This window comes from Planotetraspora sp. GP83 (assembly GCF_041262585.1).
In the GTDB taxonomy this organism is placed as follows: domain Bacteria; phylum Actinomycetota; class Actinomycetes; order Streptosporangiales; family Streptosporangiaceae; genus JAOEGB01.
In genome coordinates this window covers 206495-220927 of the sequence record NZ_JBGCBZ010000014.1, presented here as the reverse complement: position 1 = coordinate 220927, position 14433 = coordinate 206495, and the positions used below count along the sequence as shown (strand labels likewise).

The following is a 14433-nucleotide window of genomic DNA, read 5'->3' as shown; positions in this document are numbered from 1 at the left end:
GCACCGGTCATCCCCGCCGCGCCACGCAACCACGTCCCGGTCGAGGCGTACCCGACACTCTTGGCCTCCCCAGCGGCGTGCACCCGGCCCACCCGGGCGGCGATCGCCGAGGTCAACCGATCCCGCGCGTACAGCAACTCCTCAGCCTCAACCAGACACAAGGCGGCGCTGTCGGGAAGGCCGGCCACCGCCAGCCGGGACGCCATCTCCCGCAACTCCGACACCAACACCCCCGACCTCACCGGCCCACCCGAATCCGGTGATTCTCCTGCCGACTCCACGGGCCGTCCCGTCGACCCGAGCGGGTCGTCTGAACCTGCCGACCTCATGGGATCGCCCCGCCCGGCGGCCCTGCCCGACCCTGTGGGCCTCGGATCCTTAGGCGGCCCCGATTCGCCGCAGTTCGCAGACCCAGCCGACCCGGCAGGCCCAGCACCCGAGGGTGGAGACCCTGAAACTTCACCGTCGGAGGGTTCACCGCCGCACGGGTCGCCGTCGGAGGAGACGGCACCAGCTGGGCTCGCGGACCGATCGGAGGTGCGGGCGGAGGTCGAGGAGGACCCGTTGACGAACTGCCGGTATGCCTCGTGCTGCCACGCGCTGCCGTACGCCTCCTCGGCGGGCCGGCGCGGAGGGACATAGTCAGGATCCAGCACAGTGCCCTTCAGGACCTCGGGCAGCCCGCGCCTGGAAGCACCCGCCGCACCAAGGGAACCCCACACATCGATCGGTGACCCGGCCATCCAAAGGCACCTCCCCCCACGCTCCAGCCGTCTCAAGAACTGCCCTCACGCTATCCAGCACCTACGACAAAACCAGGACTTGATCTTTTACAAAACCGCAGGTCAGGAGGTCGCCGTAAAGATCTACCTAACGCCCCTGGAAGAGCTACTCGCTCAGGGTCGCGATCGTTTCGGAGGTGATCGTCAATGGGCGCGCCGATAAGGACCCGCATGTCACCGATGGCACCTGGCGATCGGTATCGGAACGGCTGAGCGGCGGTCGTGGGGCTCGGCAAGGGCCACGGCATCTCCGCTTGCGATCGAGGAAGGGGCTGGGAGGGACGTACGTCCAGACGCCCGGCTCGGCGTCGTCCGGCCAGGCCCCGATGTGAACGCCATGGGTTACGCGATGTTTCCGGCCGTACCTCTCCGGCCGCACCGCGCAGCCCGGCCACTGTGGGTGTATGTCTGTCCGTACGCGGAAATGACTACGGCCGACGGCCTCCCACCGACGGGCGGTGAGGCGCCTGCCGGTGTCTGGCGACCGGGGTGTGCGAGCGTGACCGGGTGTGCGAGGGCTGGGGACGGGCCTGATTTGATGGGCACATGACGACCCCCCCACGCGTGCTGACGATCGCCGGCTCGGATTCGGGCGGCGGCGCCGGGATCCAGGCCGATCTCAAGACGATGCTGGCTCTGGGCGTGCACGGCATGAGCGTGATCGCCGCTGTGACGGCGCAGAACTCGCTGGGCGTCCAGGGCTACTGGGAGCTGCCGCCGGAGGCGGTCAAGGCCCAGCTCGACTCGGTTCTCGGAGACATCGGCGCACAGGCCATCAAGACCGGCATGCTGGCCTCTTCCATCCTCGTGGAGACCGTGGCCGAGGTGCTCTCCGGAGTGTCCGCGCCTGTGGTCGTGGATCCTGTCGGCGTCTCGAAGCACGGCGACTCCCTGCTCGCTCCGGCCGCCGTGGGGACGGTCAAGAACAGGCTCCTGCCGACCGCGACCGTCGTCACCCCTAACTTGTGGGAGGTCGAGCAGCTCACCGGAGTCAAAGTCGAAGACGAGGACGATCTGCCCCGGGCGGCGGAAGCCGTACTGGCGCTTGGTCCGAAATGGGCGCTGATCAAGGGCGGGCACCTTCCCGGTGAGCCGGTCGATCTGCTCACCGACGGGTCCAAGCAATATCGCTTCCGTGCCGAGCGGCTCGACAACCGGCACACTCACGGCACCGGATGCACGCTGGCCTCCGCGATCGCCTCATACCTGGCGCTCGGCGAGGACGTCCCCGGTGCGGTACGGCTGGCCAAGGAATACGTCACGGGGGCCATCGCCTACGGGTTTCCTCTTGGCTCCGGCATCGGCCCCGTCGACCACGCCTGGCGCTGGCGCACTTCCTGAAAAGGCCGACTCGGCGCGGGCACGGCGCTCGCCAGGTGGGCCCTCCGAGGCCCACAGCGCTCCCCGGACCTCGAGCGTGGCGCCGGTGAGCTCGGCGTGGTGCCGGTGAGCCGAGCGTGGTGCTGGAACGTGTGCAGCAGGAGCGTGATCATGCCGGCGGCCATCCAGAATTCACGGCGATCGGGGTGGGCTGGCCGCCCTCGGGCAAATCTACTTGACTTTTTCCCGGCTTCGCCATGACTGGGCCGATCGCTAGCCACCGCCTGTCGCTGAGACGCCTGTGCAACGGCCGCCATTTCGATCGAATCGCTTCACTCCAATCGCGCCTCCTTCGCGCATGCCGCCGACGCCCGGCGGTATCACCCCAGCTCGACCAGTACGGTAAACCGTATCGCCATAAATTGGAAAACGAATGTAGATACGCCCCTCAGCCGCCACGCGGCGCTGCGTACTATGGCGCGATATATGTGGCGAGAACCATTCTGCTCGCGGTTCGATGGGTTGATGTCTGCCAGCGGAGAACATGCGAAAGAAAGGGCGGCGTCCGAATGAGACTCGTCGTCGACCTCACCCGATGCCAGGGTTACGCGCAGTGTGCCTTCCTCGCGCCCGACGTGTTCACCATGCACGGGGAGGAGGCGCTGTTCTACGACCCCAACCCCGATGACGCGCAGTGGGATCGGGTCCGCCGAGCGGCCGCCGCCTGTCCGGTCCAGGCGATCCTCGTGGACCAGACCGAGGTCCCGGCCACTGCTGAGGTCCCGGCGACGGCTGAGGAGGATACCCATGTCCGTTGACGGGCCGGAACGGGCGCATGCCATCAAACGGAGGGGCCACATCGTCATCGTCGGCGCGTCCCTGGCCGGGCTGAGGGCCGCGGAGACTCTCCGGGAGGAGGGCTTCACCGGGTCGCTCACCATGATCGGCGACGAGCCGGACCAGCCGTACGACCGGCCGCCTCTCTCCAAGCAGGTCCTGCTGGGGATGGTGCCCGCCGAGCACACCGCGCTGCCCCGGCGCCGCGAGATCGACGCGGAGTGGCGGCTCGGCGTGCCCGCCGCCGGGCTCGATTTGGACGCCCAGCGGGTGCGCCTCGCGGACGGGCAGGAGGTCGGCTTCGACCGCCTCCTGATCGCGACCGGCGTCCGCGCCCGGCCCTGGCCGAACGAGAGCGAGCGCGATCTCGACGGAGTGTTCGTCCTGCGCACGAACGGCGACGCGGCCCGCCTGCGCCGGAGGCTCGCCGCCAGGCCGCGCCGCGTTCTTGTCATCGGCGCCGGGTTCATGGGCTCGGAGGTCGCCTCCGCCTGCCGCGAGCTGGGTCTGGAGGTGATGGTCGCCGAACGCGGGCCGGTCCCGCTGGTCGGGGCGCTGGGCGGCGTGATCGGTTCGGTCGTCGCGCGGATGCACCGCGAGCACGGCGTCGACCTTAGATGCCGGGTGACGGTCACGGCCCTGGAGGGGAACCCGGCCGGGCGGCTGAGGCGGGCCCACCTGTCCGACGGCACCGCCATAGACGTGGACGCGGCGGTCGTCTGCCTCGGCTCGATAGGCAACACCGACTGGCTCGCCGGGTCGGGCCTGGCCGCCGGGCCGCGTGGCGTGGCCTGTGACGCGGGCTGCCGAGTCTTCGACGTCAACGGAATCGTCACGGATGACGTGTTCGTGGCCGGTGATGTGGCGCGCGCCCCGAACCCGCTCTATGAGTACAACTTCCTCTTCCTCGAACACTGGGGCAACGCCGTCGCCCAGGCCGAGATCGCCGGGCACAACATGATCAGTTGCGGGTCGGCCCGCCGCCCGCATCTCGCTATCCCGGCCTTCTGGTCCACCCAGTTCGGCGTCAGCATCCGATCGGTCGGCGTACCGACGTTCTCCGACGAGATGATGGTCATGCAGGGCTCGCTCGAGGAGCGCCGGTTCGTCGCGGCGTACGGGCACCGCGGCCGAATCACCGCGGCGGTCGCATTCGACCAGGCGAAATGGCTCGACTTCTACCGTGATCTGATCATGGCGGCGGCGCCGTTCCCGCCGTCCTTCGTCCCCGTCGACCGGCCGCCGGTGATGCGGTCGATGTCCCCGGAGTTCCCGGATCCGGCTCTGCCCAGCCACGGCGCCACGGTGACGATCACCGGACACCTGCCGAACGACCAGCGCGTCGTCTTCACCCCCGCGCGGGCATGACCGCCCCGTCCCGCCCGTCCCGCCCGTCCCCGCGTCCGAGCCGATCCCGTACGGCCCGGCGCGGCAGGGGCACGGCACGCGCAGGGCAAACCACGGCACTTCGAGGCATACAGAAGACACCTCAGAAAAGACACCTCAGACAAGCACCTCAGGAGACCAGGCCATGACGCCGGACACCATGCTCAAGCGGATCACCGACTACGGCAGCCGCGCCGATCCCTACCCGCTCTACGCCGAGCTCAGGAAGACCCCGGTGGCGAGGCAGGAGGACGGCACGTACGTCGTCAGCACCTACTGGGAGATCCTCTCGCTCCTCCACGACCCGCGGATCAGCTCCGACAGGCGGAACCTCGCGGGCCCGTGGGCGGATCCGGACATCGAGGAAGAGGACGCGACCCTGCCTCCCGCGATGATCAGGGTCGACCCGCCCGCGCACGACCGGCTGCGCCGTCAGGCGATGCGGCCCTTCGGCCCGCCGCACAGTCCCGAGTACGTCGACAGCCTGCGGCCCAAGCTGGCCGGGATCGTCGGCGGCCTGATCGACGCCTTCGAGGGCAAGGGCCAGGTCGACATCGTCGACGACTTCGCCTACCCGTTCCCTGTCACGGTGATCTGCCGGATCCTCGGGGTGCCGCCCGAGGACGAGCCGCGTTTCCGTGGCTGGGTCGACCTGCTGGTCTCCACTCTTGACATGGCCGCCTGGGACGATCCCGTCGAGCGGCAGCGCACCGCGCAGCGGGCCAGGCTCGAGCTCGGCCGCTTCCTGGGGGAGCTCGTGGCCGCCCGCAGCCGGAAGCCGGGCGATGACATGCTCTCCGCCCTGGTGACCGACCGCGGCCCGGACGGGCCCATGTCTCAGCTAGAGCTGATCAGCACCGCCGTGCTGCTGCTCGTCGCCGGTCACGAGACCACGGTCAACCTCATCACCAACGGGATGCTGACCTTGCTGCGCCACCCGGACGTGCTCGAACGGCTACGCCGCGAGCCGGAGCTGGCCGTGGGCACGATCGAGGAGCTGCTGCGCTACGAGCCGCCGGTCCACCTGCTGCCCCAGCGGGTGACGCTGGCGGACATCGAGGTCGCGGGCGTCCCCATCCCGAAGGGCGCTCCGATGACTCTCGTGCTGGGCGCGGGAAACCGCGATCCGCTGCGCTTCGACGACCCCGACCGGTTCGATCCCGAGCGCCGGGACAATCAGCATCTCGGGTTCGGCAGCGGCGTCCACATCTGCTTCGGCGCGCCGCTCGCCCGGCTGGAGGGCCAGATCGCGCTCGTCGAGCTCGCGCGGCGGCTCCAGAACCCGCGGCTCGTCACCGACCCGCCACCCTACCGGCAGAACCCCGTCCTGCGCGGGCCCCGGCACCTCCTCGTCAAGATCGACGGCATCGCCCCGTGAGCTCGGAATCTCTGCATGATCACGTGCGATGTTCGCGCTGCTCAGGCCGTACGCACGGGAATCTGTGCATGATCACGTGCGATTTTCGCGCTGCTCAGATCGTGCGCACGGGAACCTGTGCATGATCACGGATGTGAACTGCAGGGCAACGCGAAAGCCCGCCACCGGATCGGTGGCGGGCTTCAGCGGAGACCTGAGGTCCTTAAGGGTCTAGCGGGTGACCTTGCCTGCCTTGATGCAGGAGGTGCACACGTTCAGCCGCTTCGGCGTCCCGTTGACCACCGCGCGCACGGTCTGGATGTTCGGGTTCCAGCGGCGGCGGGTGCGGCGGTGCGAGTGGGAGACGTTGTTGCCGAAAATCGGCTTCTTGGCGCAGACGTCGCAGACGGAAGCCACGGTAATCGCTCCTTTGAATCAGTCGATCGGCCCGGTCCGCCGGTAGAGCGGCTCATCCGAGCAATGCCGGGACAACCGGCTGGCCAGACGAGGATATCCGATGTCGGCCGGTCCACGCCAAACGGGGATCCCGGCGAACGGGGATAATCTCGTATCCAGCCAACCGTAGCGCATCGGGGGGCCGGAGCGCGCCCAGTAGGAAGGACGGCGTCAATGCTGGAGGTGCTCGATCCCCCCGCGGTCCGGCGCTGGTCCCGGCACTGCGCGGACGCCCTCGGCCAGGCGAGGGCCGAGATCGACGCGCTCAACGTGTTCCCCGTCCCGGACGGCGACACGGGGACCAACCTGCACCTGACCCTGCTGTCCGCGGCCGAGGCCCTGGACGCCCTGCCACGCGACGCGGGCAGCGACACGACGTGGCAGACGCTCGCCCGAGGCGCCCTCATCGGCGCCCGGGGCAACTCCGGGGTGATCGTCAGCCAGGCCATCAGGGGCATGGCCGAGGTGCTCAGGAAGGCCGAGGGCCGGGGAGCCGATTTACGCGAGGGCCTGCTCAAGGCCGCCGAGCTGGCCAGGGCGGCGGTGGTCCGCCCGGTGGAGGGCACCCTGCTCAGCGTGCTGGCGGCGGTGGCGCAAGCCGTACGGGACGCTCCGGACGATCTCGCCGAGGTGGCGCGGTGCGCGGCCGAGGAGGCGCGCAGGGCCCTGCGCCGGACGACCGGCCAACTCGACGTGCTCGCCCGCAACGGCGTGGTGGACGCGGGCGCGGCCGGGCTGGCGATCATCCTGGAGAGCCTGTCCGAGGTGGTCGCCGAGGCCTACAGCGACAGGCACGAGGTCCCGGCCCCGACCGAGAAGATCACGGCCGAGGCCGAGGCCGGCCTGGGCTACGAGGTCATGTACCTGCTGGACGCCGGTCAGGACGACGTCGACCGGCTGAGGGCCGCGCTCGACGCCCTGGGCGACTCCCTGGTGATCGTCGGCGGCGACGGCCTGTGGAACGTCCACGTCCACGTGGACGACGCCGGAGCGGCGATCGAGGCCGCGATGGGCCTCGGCCGCCCGCACCGCATCCGCGTGACCTATCTCGGCGAGCGCCCGCACGAGCCAAGCCGGCAGCGCGGCGTCGTCGCGGTCGCGGCCGGAGAGGGCCTGGCCGAGCTGTTCCGGCAGGCCGGGGCCGTCGTGGTCCTGCGGGAGCCCGGCTCCACCCCGCCCCTGGCGGCCGTCCTCCAGGCCATCCGGGAGGCCGGGGCCGAGGTCGCCGTGCTGCCCAACGACGGCGGCGTCCACGCCGTCGCCGTGGCCGCGGCCGAGATAGCCCGGGAGGAGGGCCTCACGGTTAGCGTGCTCCCCACCAAGGCGTCGGTTCAGGGGCTCGCCGCGCTCGCGGTCCACGACCCGCTCCGCCGCTTCGACGACGACATCGTGACGATGACGGACGCCGCGGGGCACACCCGGCACGGCCACGTCTGGGTCGCCAACCGCGAGGCCATGACCAGCGCGGGGCTCTGCCGTCCCGGCGACGTCCTCGGCGTCGTGGACGGTGAGGTCGCCCTGATCGGTACGGCTCTCGCGGACACGGCCGTCGAGATCACTCGCAGGCTGCTGTCCGGCGGCAGCGAACTCGTGACGCTCGTGACGGGCGCCGACGCCCCAGAAGGGCTTCTGCGGGCCGTACAGGACCATCTGGAGCGGACCCGCCCGGACATCGAGGTGACCGTCTACGAGGGGGGTCAGGGCGGCTATCCGCTCCTTATCGGAGCCGAGTGAGCGGGATTGTCGGCGATCCCGGGTAGAAACTGGTGGCGTGACGAGGTTCGACGAGCCGCTGAAGAAGGCCCTTGGCGACAAGACGGCTTCCCCGCTGGAGAGCGCCCTGGGCATCACGACGGTCGGGGAGCTGCTGCGGCACTATCCCAGGCGGTACGCGGAGCGCGGCGAGCTGACGCCCATCGCGTCGCTGGAGCACGGGGAGCACGTGACCGTGGTCGGCAAGGTGTCGTCCGCGATGCGCCGCCCGATGAAGAACCGGCAGGGCACCTGGCTCGACGTCCAGATCACCGACGGCAAGGACAGGCTGCACCTCGCCTTCTTCGGCAAGGGGGCCTACGTCGCCGAGAACCGGCTGACGCCGGGCACCGAGGCGATGTTCTCGGGGAAGGTCGATGTCTTCGCCACCTCGAAGACCAGGCGGGTGTCGCTGACGCATCCCGACTACGAGTCGTTCGACGAGACGGCCGAGACGGCCGAGGAGTTCGCGTCCGCGCCCGTGCCGATCTACCCGTCGGCGCAGGGCCTCGCCACGTGGAAGATCCGGAGGGCCGTCCGCACGGTGCTCGACGTGCTGAGCCTCGACGACCCGCTTCCCGCCGAGGTGAGGGCGCGGCACGGGCTGGCGACGCTGGAGGGGGCGCTGCGCTGGATCCACCGGCCCAGGGACTTCGGCGAGATCACCCGGGCGCGGAGCCGGCTGAAGTTCGACGAGGCGTTCGTCCTGCAGGCCGTGCTCGTCCGGCGGCGGCTGGCGGCGTCCGCCTGGCCGGCCAGGCCGCGTCCCGGACGCGCCGAAGGGCTGCTCGGCGACTTCGACGCCAGGCTGCCGTTCGAGCTCACCGAAGGGCAGCGGGAGGTGGGCGAGGAGATCGCCGCCGACCTCGCCCGGGAGCACCCGATGCACCGGCTCCTGCAGGGAGAGGTGGGAGCGGGCAAGACCGTGGTCGCGCTGCGCGCCATGCTGCAGGTGGTCGACTCCGGAGGCCAGGCCGTCCTGCTGGCGCCCACCGAGGTGCTGGCCCAGCAGCACCACCGGTCGATCGTCGGCATGCTGGGCGACCTCGCCACGGGCGGGATGTTCGGGGGCACGGTCGTCGCCCTGCTGACCGGCTCGATGGGCACGGCCGCCCGCAGGAGCGCGCTGCTGGACGCGGCCTCGGGGGCGGCCGGCATCGTGGTCGGCACCCATGCCCTGCTGCAGGAGCACGTGCAGTTCGCCGACCTCGGGCTGGTCGTCGTGGACGAGCAGCACAGGTTCGGCGTCGAGCAGCGCGACGCGCTGCGCGAGAAGGGGGGCGGCGGGCGCCCGCACGTCCTCGTCATGACGGCGACCCCCATCCCGCGGACGGTCGCGATGACGGTCTTCGGCGACCTGGAGGTCTCCACGCTGTCCCAGCTTCCCTCCGGCCGGGCGCCGATCTCGACGCATGTCGTGCCCGCCGCCGAGAAGCCCCACTTCCTCGACCGCACCTGGCAGCGGGTCCGTGAGGAGGTCGCCCTGGGCCGCCAGGCGTACGTCGTGTGTCCCCGCATCGGCGACCAGGAGGGCGACGAGGGGGACGTGGGCAGGGATGTGGACAGCGATGCGGGCAGGGACGAGGAGGAGCGCAGGCCGCCCCTGGCGGTCCTGGAGGTCGCCGAGATGCTCTCGGACGGTCCTCTGCACGGGCTGAGGGTCGAGGTGCTGCACGGCAAGCTGCCGCCCGAGGAGAAGGACGCGGTGATGCGGGCCTTCACCAAGGGGGAGATCGACGTCCTGGTGGCCACCACGGTGATCGAGGTGGGCGTCGACGTGCCGAACTCCTCCGTCATGATCATCATGGACGCCGACCGGTTCGGCGTCTCGCAGCTCCACCAGCTCCGCGGCCGGGTGGGCCGGGGCGGCCTGCCGGGCCTGTGCCTGCTCGTGAGCGAGGCGCCGGAGGCGACACCGGCGCGCGCCCGTCTGGAGGCGGTGGCGGCCACCCTGGACGGGTTCGAGCTGTCCCGGGTCGACCTGGAGCAGCGCCGCGAGGGTGACGTCCTGGGGGCCGCCCAGTCGGGCCGCAAGTCGTCGCTGAAGATGCTTCAGCTCCTCCGCGACGAGGACGTGATCGAGGCCGCCCGGGAGGAGGCCGTGACGGTGCTGTCCGCCGATCCCGAGCTGGAGGCCCACCCAGCCCTGCGGGCCGAGCTCGACGCCGTCGTCGCCGACGAGAAGGCGGACTATCTCGAAAAGGCCTGACAACCGCCGGCAGATCTCAGAAAGGCCGCAATGGCCGGGAGACGCTGACGGGCCAGGGGCCCTGGGCGTTTAAATGACCCAGGGCCCAGCCATGGGACGGCCTCCCCCCGAATGCCGTCCCCGGCTGGGCCCACCCTCGGGTCAGGTGCCGAGGGCGCCGACGTGCGGAAGGGCTCACGATCACGCCGGCCGGCCTTCCCCTGGGTCACCTTGAAGGCCGCAGAACTCATCATGCGGATGCGGACGGGTCCGCGATACCGCTCTTACCTATTCGTCGCCACTCCTTGCCCACTCTTGACCTGGGAGGTTCACCGATCGAGGTGGCCCGCCCGCGCGCCACGGCCCTGCCGGGCGGGAGAATGGGCGGATGACGCGGGTGATCGCAGGGACCGCAGGGGGCCGCCGGCTCGCCGTACCACCGGGCAGGGCGACCAGGCCGACGAGCGACCGGACCAGGGAAGGGCTGTTCGCGACAGTCGGCTCGCTGCTCGGCACGCTCGACGGGGCCCGGGTCCTCGATCTCTACGCCGGGTCGGGCGCCGTCGGTCTGGAGGCCCTGAGCAGAGGCGCGGCCCACGCGCTGCTCGTCGAGTCGGACGCGAAAGCCGTACGGACCATCAGGCAGAACATGGCCTCGCTCGGGCTGCCGGGGGCGTCGCTCAGGCCGGAGAAGGTCGAGCGGGTCGTGGCCCAGGAGTGCGCCGAGCCGTACGACCTGGTCTTCGCGGACCCGCCCTACGCGGTCTCCGACGAGGCGGTCACGCGCGTGCTGGAGGCGCTGCGGGACAACGGCTGGCTGGCCGGGGACGCCCTCATCGCGGTGGAACGGGAGTCGAGGGGTAAGGACCTGGTGTGGCCACCGGGATTCGAAGAAGACAGGGTCCGTCGCTATGGTGAAGCGGCCGTTTGGTACGGTCGCGCAGCCGGGAACCCGTAAACGTGGGGGTGCGCCTTGCGTCGCGTCGTCTGTCCGGGGTCGTTCGACCCTGTGACCAACGGACATCTGGACATCATCGGCCGGACCTCTCGGCTGTACGACGAGGTCGTCGTGGCGGTGCTGATCAACATTGAGAAGAAGAGCCTCTTCACGATCGACGAGCGGATAGAGATGCTCCAGTCGGTGACGAGGGAGTACGGCAACGTCCGGGTGGAGAAGTTCCACGGGCTCCTCGTCGACTACTGCAAGCAGCAGGGCATCCCGGCCATCGTGAAGGGGCTGCGCGCGGTCAGCGACTTCGACTACGAGCTGCAGATGGCCCAGCTCAACTACCGGATGTCCGGTGTCGAAACGCTGTTCATGTCGACCAACCCGGAGTACTCCTTCCTGTCGTCGAGCAGGCTGAAGGAGATCGCGCGGTATGGTGGTGACGTATCAGGCCTGGTCCCTGACCTCGTTCTCAAGCTGCTCGTCGAGCGGCTCAGAGGCTGACAACAGGCTGGTATTCTTTCCTTTCAGCCTTGCACGACGGCGGTGATTCGCCATGCCTAACGAGAGCAGGATGACTCTGCGCAGCCTCGACCCCCGAGCCCCGTGGGTGATCTCAACCCATGACCTAGGGCGACGACCAGGGTCGATGCGCAAGATGACTCCAGTCCTCCCGGCTCCGGTGGACCTCGCGGTCGGAATGATCGGCGTTCCCAAGGACGCCGACGTCGAGCTGGACATCCGGCTCGAAGCGGTGATGGAGGGCGTGCTCGTCACGGGCACGGCGCGGGTTCCGCTCAGCGGAGAGTGCTCGCGCTGCCTGGATCCGTTGACCTCGGAGATCGAGGTCGACTTCCAGGAGCTCTTCTTCTACTCGGCGGAGGACGCCGGAGAGGACGATCAACTCCTCGACGGCGAACTGCTCGATCTCGAGCCGGTATTCCGTGACGCGGTGGTGCTCGCACTGCCGCTGAGCCCGGTGTGCGGTGATGACTGCCCCGGTCTCTGCGCGGAATGCGGGGTCAAGCTGGCGGAGGCCGGTCCTGACCACGGGCACCAGAAGATCGACGCGCGCTGGGCGTCGCTGCAGGGCTTGGTTGTGAACAACGAAGACGATCAGGAGGGTTGACGTGGCCGTCCCCAAGCGGAAGATGTCGCGGAGCAACACCCGCGCCCGCAGGTCCCAGTGGAAGGCCGCCGCGGTCGCGCTCGTGAGCTGCCCGCAGTGCCGCTCGCCGAAGCGTCCGCACGTGGCGTGCCCGACTTGTGGCACCTACAACCGCCGTCAGGTCATCGAGCCGTCGGCCTGATCGCGCCATAAGCGGAGGGGGACGCCGGCCGGATCGTCAAACGACCCGGCCGGCGTTACCTTGCTTTACAGGCGCGTGCGGTGGCGGTTGGAGCGAGAAGAAGACCATCACAGCGTGCCCGAGGCCGTGGTGGACGCCGGGGCCCCCGATCATCGGTGGCCCGGCGTCCACCACGCCTTCGGGCTTCCAGCGATCCACCTGCCTCCGTGCTCGGCCCCGCCATGCATGAAGTCAGGAGGAAAAGTCGTGGGCGCATCATCGGTGAAGCCGGTGGCCGTCGAGGCCGCCCGTGATGAGCTGCAGGAGTTGCTCGATGTGCGGCTCAGCACGGACATCCTGGAGCGGGCGCTGACGCACCGCTCCTACGCGTACGAGAACGGCGGCCTGCCGACCAACGAACGCCTGGAGTTCCTGGGCGACTCGGTCCTGGGCCTCGTGGTCACGGACACCCTGTTCCGCGGCCATCCCGACCTGCCCGAGGGGCAGCTCGCGAAGCTCCGCGCCGCCGTCGTGAACATGAGGGCGCTCGCGGACGTGGCGAGGACCCTCGACCTGGGCAAATATCTGCGCCTGGGCCGCGGCGAGGAGGGCACGGGCGGGCGCGACAAGTCGTCCATCCTGGCCGACACCCTGGAAGCCCTGATCGGCACGGTCTACGTCGACAAGGGCCTGGAAGAGGCGTTCCGCGTCGTCCACCTGCTGTTCGACCCGCTGATCACGCGGTCGGCCTCGCTGGGCGCCGGGCTCGACTGGAAGACGTCGCTGCAGGAGCTGACCGCCGCCGAGATGCTCGGCGTCCCGGAGTACTACGTCGACGAGAGCGGGCCCGACCACGCCAAGTCGTTCGTGGCGACCGTCCGGGTCGGCGGGCGGGAGTACGGCACGGGCGCCGGGCGCAGCAAGAAGGAGGCCGAACAGCAGGCGGCCGAGGCGGCCTGGACGGCGATCCGCGCGCTGCGGGACGCTCGCGAGGGCGCCGGTCTCGGCCGGGCCTGAGCTCGCGTCACACAGCTCCCATGGGGAAGTGACACAACTCCCACGGGAAGGTGACACAGTCCCCGCGGGAAGTCACAGCGGTCAAGCGAACCGGGAAGTCACAGCAGCCTGGTGGACGGTCACAGAACTCCAGCCGGAAGTCACAGCGCTCCGGTGTGGACGAGCGGGACGTGAACGAGCGAGAGGGGTCGGAGCGGCATGCCTGAACTGCCCGAGGTCGAGGTCGTCCGGCGCGGTCTCGAACGCTGGGTCGCCGGCCGTACGATCGCGTACGCCGAGGTGCTCCACCCGCGCGCGGTCCGCCGGAACGCGGGGGAGTTGCCCGACCAGCTCAAGGGCCGCACCGTCCTGTCGGCCGAGCGCCGGGGCAAGTATTTATGGCTACCGCTCCGCGACGAGCCGGGCGAGCAGGGCGTCTTCAGCCAAGAGGGTGACGAGGCGCTGCTGGCGCATCTGGGCATGAGCGGCCAACTCCTCGTGGTCGATCCGCTCGCGCCCGCCGAGAAGCACCTGCGCGTACGGCTCAGCTTCACCGACGGCGGTCCGGACCTGCGCTTCGTGGACCAGCGCACGTTCGGCCACGTCCTCGTCGCCCCCATGGTCGTACGGCTGCCGCGCCCGGTTCCCGAGCCGATCACGCACATCGCCGCCGACCCGCTGGAGGACGCGTTCGACGACGACGAGTTCGCGATCAACCTGCGGCTCCGCCGTACCGGGATCAAGAGGGCCCTGCTCGACCAGTCGCTGATCAGCGGTGTCGGCAACATCTACGCCGACGAGGCGCTGTGGCGGGCCCGGCTGCACTGGGCGAGGCCGACCGAGACGCTCACCCGCCCGAAGATCGCCGAGTTGGTGTCGGCCGTCCGCGAGGTCATGGCCGAGGCGCTCGGTCAGGGCGGCACGTCCTTCGACAGCCTGTACGTGAACGTCAACGGCGAGAGCGGCTACTTCGACCGGTCCCTCGCCGTGTACGGCAGGCGCGACGAGCCGTGCCGCCGGTGCGGGACGCCCGTCAGGCGCGAGGCCTTCATGAACAGGTCGTCCTACAGCTGCCCGAAGTGCCAGCCCCGGCCCAGGAACGCCAGGCCGTGAACAGCGCCCCC

General features: G+C 70.0%; 14 protein-coding genes. 12 read left to right on the top strand and 2 right to left on the bottom strand.

Annotation, left to right across the window (positions count from 1 at the left end; all coding sequences use genetic code 11):
* On the bottom strand, positions 1 to 242 hold a 242-nt coding region (locus ABH927_RS21085), incomplete at its 3' end, for a hypothetical protein (RefSeq protein WP_370023968.1).
* 1086 nt (positions 243 to 1328) lie between these two features.
* Between ABH927_RS21085 and thiD the strand changes: the two genes are divergently transcribed.
* The 4 genes from thiD (at position 1329) to ABH927_RS21065 (ending at position 5703) form a co-directional block, all read left to right on the top strand.
* A complete protein-coding gene (gene thiD / locus ABH927_RS21080; RefSeq protein ID WP_370023967.1) occupies positions 1329 to 2123 on the top strand; it encodes a bifunctional hydroxymethylpyrimidine kinase/phosphomethylpyrimidine kinase in 795 nt (264 codons plus the stop codon).
* Positions 2124 to 2671: 548 nt separating this feature from the next.
* Positions 2672 to 2920, top strand: coding sequence for a ferredoxin (locus ABH927_RS21075; protein ID WP_370023966.1), 249 nt, complete (start codon positions 2672 to 2674; stop codon positions 2918 to 2920).
* Positions 2910 to 4307, top strand: coding sequence for an NAD(P)/FAD-dependent oxidoreductase (locus tag ABH927_RS21070; RefSeq protein ID WP_370023965.1), 1398 nt, complete (start codon positions 2910 to 2912; stop codon positions 4305 to 4307). The genes ABH927_RS21075 and ABH927_RS21070 overlap by 11 nt, the downstream gene beginning before the upstream one ends.
* Before the next feature lie 163 nt (positions 4308 to 4470).
* A complete protein-coding gene (locus tag ABH927_RS21065; protein WP_370023964.1) occupies positions 4471 to 5703 on the top strand; it encodes a cytochrome P450 in 1233 nt (410 codons plus the stop codon).
* A gap of 210 nt (positions 5704 to 5913) precedes the next feature.
* Here the strand turns inward: ABH927_RS21065 and rpmB are convergent, their stop codons facing one another.
* Positions 5914 to 6099, bottom strand: a complete 186-nt coding sequence (gene rpmB, locus ABH927_RS21060; protein ID WP_203945893.1) for a 50S ribosomal protein L28 — start codon at positions 6097 to 6099, stop codon at positions 5914 to 5916.
* A gap of 213 nt (positions 6100 to 6312) precedes the next feature.
* Here rpmB and ABH927_RS21055 point away from each other — a divergent pair, with 213 nt between their 5' ends.
* The 8 genes from ABH927_RS21055 (at position 6313) to mutM (ending at position 14422) form a co-directional block, all read left to right on the top strand.
* Positions 6313 to 7872, top strand: a complete 1560-nt coding sequence (locus ABH927_RS21055; RefSeq protein WP_370023963.1) for a DAK2 domain-containing protein — start codon at positions 6313 to 6315, stop codon at positions 7870 to 7872.
* 37 nt (positions 7873 to 7909) lie between these two features.
* Entirely contained in the window at positions 7910 to 10099 is a 2190-nt protein-coding gene (gene recG, locus ABH927_RS21050) for an ATP-dependent DNA helicase RecG (RefSeq protein WP_370023962.1), read from the top strand.
* A gap of 367 nt (positions 10100 to 10466) precedes the next feature.
* Positions 10467 to 11036, top strand: coding sequence for a 16S rRNA (guanine(966)-N(2))-methyltransferase RsmD (rsmD, locus tag ABH927_RS21045; protein ID WP_370023961.1), 570 nt, complete (start codon positions 10467 to 10469; stop codon positions 11034 to 11036).
* Positions 11037 to 11051: 15 nt separating this feature from the next.
* Entirely contained in the window at positions 11052 to 11528 is a 477-nt protein-coding gene (gene coaD / locus ABH927_RS21040) for a pantetheine-phosphate adenylyltransferase (protein WP_370023960.1), read from the top strand.
* A 70-nt stretch (positions 11529 to 11598) separates the two neighbouring features.
* Entirely contained in the window at positions 11599 to 12153 is a 555-nt protein-coding gene (locus ABH927_RS21035) for a DUF177 domain-containing protein (protein ID WP_370023959.1), read from the top strand.
* Position 12154: 1 nt separating this feature from the next.
* Complete coding sequence (gene rpmF, locus ABH927_RS21030) at positions 12155 to 12334, top strand: 50S ribosomal protein L32 (protein ID WP_261586570.1); 180 nt, start codon at positions 12155 to 12157, stop codon at positions 12332 to 12334.
* 225 nt (positions 12335 to 12559) lie between these two features.
* Entirely contained in the window at positions 12560 to 13330 is a 771-nt protein-coding gene (gene rnc / locus ABH927_RS21025; protein ID WP_370023972.1) for a ribonuclease III, read from the top strand.
* Positions 13331 to 13528: 198 nt separating this feature from the next.
* Positions 13529 to 14422, top strand: coding sequence for a bifunctional DNA-formamidopyrimidine glycosylase/DNA-(apurinic or apyrimidinic site) lyase (gene mutM, locus ABH927_RS21020; RefSeq protein ID WP_370023958.1), 894 nt, complete (start codon positions 13529 to 13531; stop codon positions 14420 to 14422).
* The last annotated feature ends 11 nt before the right edge of the window (positions 14423 to 14433 follow it).

Excerpts from the sequence above, each read along its gene's own strand:
- thiD (WP_370023967.1), top strand. The coding sequence starts at position 1,329 with ATGACGACCCCCCCACGCGTGCTGACGATCGCCGGCTCGGATTCGGGC.
- ABH927_RS21075 (WP_370023966.1), top strand. The coding sequence starts at position 2,672 with ATGAGACTCGTCGTCGACCTCACCCGATGCCAGGGTTACGCGCAGTGT.
- ABH927_RS21070 (WP_370023965.1), top strand. The coding sequence starts at position 2,910 with ATGTCCGTTGACGGGCCGGAACGGGCGCATGCCATCAAACGGAGGGGC.
- ABH927_RS21065 (WP_370023964.1), top strand. The coding sequence starts at position 4,471 with ATGACGCCGGACACCATGCTCAAGCGGATCACCGACTACGGCAGCCGC.
- ABH927_RS21055 (WP_370023963.1), top strand. The coding sequence starts at position 6,313 with ATGCTGGAGGTGCTCGATCCCCCCGCGGTCCGGCGCTGGTCCCGGCAC.
- rsmD (WP_370023961.1), top strand. The coding sequence starts at position 10,467 with ATGACGCGGGTGATCGCAGGGACCGCAGGGGGCCGCCGGCTCGCCGTA.
- ABH927_RS21035 (WP_370023959.1), top strand. The coding sequence starts at position 11,599 with ATGACTCTGCGCAGCCTCGACCCCCGAGCCCCGTGGGTGATCTCAACC.
- rnc (WP_370023972.1), top strand. The coding sequence starts at position 12,560 with ATGAAGTCAGGAGGAAAAGTCGTGGGCGCATCATCGGTGAAGCCGGTG.
- mutM (WP_370023958.1), top strand. The coding sequence starts at position 13,529 with ATGCCTGAACTGCCCGAGGTCGAGGTCGTCCGGCGCGGTCTCGAACGC.